3 protein-coding genes and 1 pseudogene are annotated in these 1746 nt (G+C 67.3%); 2 read left to right on the top strand and 2 right to left on the bottom strand.

Annotated elements, in window-relative coordinates; translation table 11 throughout:
* Together AC1D15_RS30410 and AC1D15_RS30405 are read right to left on the bottom strand one after the other, a co-directional pair.
* Positions 1–208: pseudogene (locus AC1D15_RS30410) on the bottom strand (prolyl aminopeptidase); the annotation flags it as partial.
* A gap of 24 nt (positions 209–232) precedes the next feature.
* Positions 233–604, bottom strand: coding sequence for a DUF3892 domain-containing protein (locus AC1D15_RS30405; RefSeq protein ID WP_477828962.1), 372 nt, complete (start codon positions 602–604; stop codon positions 233–235).
* A 153-nt stretch (positions 605–757) separates the two neighbouring features.
* Here AC1D15_RS30405 and AC1D15_RS30400 point away from each other — a divergent pair, with 153 nt between their 5' ends.
* Both AC1D15_RS30400 and AC1D15_RS30395 read left to right on the top strand, forming a co-directional pair.
* Entirely contained in the window at positions 758–1015 is a 258-nt protein-coding gene (locus tag AC1D15_RS30400) for a helix-turn-helix transcriptional regulator (protein ID WP_047511611.1), read from the top strand.
* A 78-nt stretch (positions 1016–1093) separates the two neighbouring features.
* On the top strand, positions 1094–1746 hold a 653-nt coding region (locus AC1D15_RS30395; protein ID WP_477828961.1), incomplete at its 3' end, for an alpha/beta hydrolase.

Below are 1746 nucleotides of genomic sequence, written 5' to 3'. Positions count from 1 at the left end.
GATCGAGCAGCACGATGTGGTAGCGGGCGGGATCGAAGAAGCCGCGGTCCTTCGCCGAAGTGCCGGCCCCGGGGCCGCCGTGCACGAAGATGACCGGGATGCCGGCGGGATTGCCGCTGYGCTCCCAGTAGAGCGAGTGCAGGTTGCCGGCTGGCAGGAACCCTGTTTCCAGGGGCTCGATGGGTGGGTAGTGGGTGCGCAGCGTCATGCGCGCTGACTTTAGGCGAAAACATCAGCGGCAGCGGCAAGGGCAACACGGCCGCAGCGGGTGGAACCGGTCGCCGGCGCGGCAGGGTTTGGCGGGCGGTGCCCCGCAATCGGGGCCGCAGTGCGGCAGCGCCAGCAGGTGATCGGCCCACTCGCCGCGCTCGGTGCGGGCGCGCAGGTGCGGCAGCTGGCCGGGCTCGCGCACGACATCGAGGTAGACCCACTGACGGCGCAGGCGATCGACCACGTAGTAGCGCTCGATGTCGCGGTCCATGCAGCGGATGGCCTGGGCGATGTCGATGCGCCATTTGAGCTGGCTGTGGCCGATGTGGGTGATGAGGTCGTGGTGCGGGGGGCGCGTGGACAGGGTGATGCAGTTGATCTCGTAGCCCTTCATGCCAGGTTTCCCTTCGTCTGCTTCCGATGCGGCTCTGAATGAAGCCCTTGAAGTTCAAAAAACAATCCAAAGACTTCACTTGGAATCCCAAAGTTAACACTTCGAAACCCAAAGATGGTGGAGGACTTGTGCAGACGCCGCAATCCTTCCCGGATGAAAAAGAGTCCCGGCAAGAAGCTGTCGTCCCGCGACGTGTTCGCACGCAACCTGCGCCGGGTGCGGCGCGCGCGGGAGATGTCGCAGGAAGCGCTCGGCCTGGAAGCGGGCATCGCACGCCCCTACGTCAGCAGCGTGGAACTCGGGCGCCGCAACATCTCGATCGACAACATGGGGCGCCTGGCCGATGCGCTGCGCGTGCCGTTGCGCGACCTGGTCGACCCCGACAAGTTCACCGACCTCGACGAGGCCTGAGGGACATCGCGCGAGCGGTGTAAGAAGCCGCGCGCCGGGCGCGACGCATCCGGATCCTCACTCCTTCAGGGAATCCGCATGTTCACTCGTCGCCAGTTCTCCACGCGTGTTGCTGCCACGGTCGGGCTTGCTGCCACGGCGCGCCTTGCTTCGGCCCAACCCGCATCGGCGCCCGCAGCTGCCACCACACCGGGCGTGCGCAACGTCGTGCTCGTGCACGGCGCGTACGCCGACGGGTCGTGCTGGTCCGACGTGATCGCGCTGCTGCAGCGCGCCGGGTTGCGCGCCTCTGCGGTGCAGAACCCGCTCACTTCGCTGGCCGACGACGTGGCGGCCACGCAGCGCATCCTGGCGCTGCAAGACGGGCCGACGCTGCTGGTCGGGCACTCGTGGGCTGGCACGGTGATCAGCGAGGCTGGTGTCGATCCGAAGGTCGCGGGGCTGGTCTACGTGGCCGCGCGTGCGCCTGACGCGGGGGAAGACTACGGCTCGCTGGCCGCCAAGTTTCCGACACCGCCGGCGAGCGCCGGGCTCGTCAAGTCGGGTGGGTTTGCGCAGTTGAGCGAAGAGGCCTTCTTGCGGGACTTTGCGGGTGACGTGCCAGTTGAGAAGGCTCGCGTGCTGTATGCGCTGCAAGGGCGGATTGCGGAGACGCTGTTTGCGTCACGCACCACGGTGGCCGCCTGGCGCAGCAAGCCAAGTTGGTACGCGGTGTCGACGCAGGATCGGAC

The organism is Rhizobacter sp. P2_H2 (assembly GCF_056403375.1).
This window is presented reverse-complemented; position numbering and strand designations above follow the sequence as displayed.

Excerpts from the sequence above, each read along its gene's own strand:
- AC1D15_RS30405 (WP_477828962.1), bottom strand. The coding sequence starts at position 604 with ATGAAGGGCTACGAGATCAACTGCATCACCCTGTCCACGCGCCCCCCG.
- AC1D15_RS30400 (WP_047511611.1), top strand. The coding sequence starts at position 758 with ATGAAAAAGAGTCCCGGCAAGAAGCTGTCGTCCCGCGACGTGTTCGCA.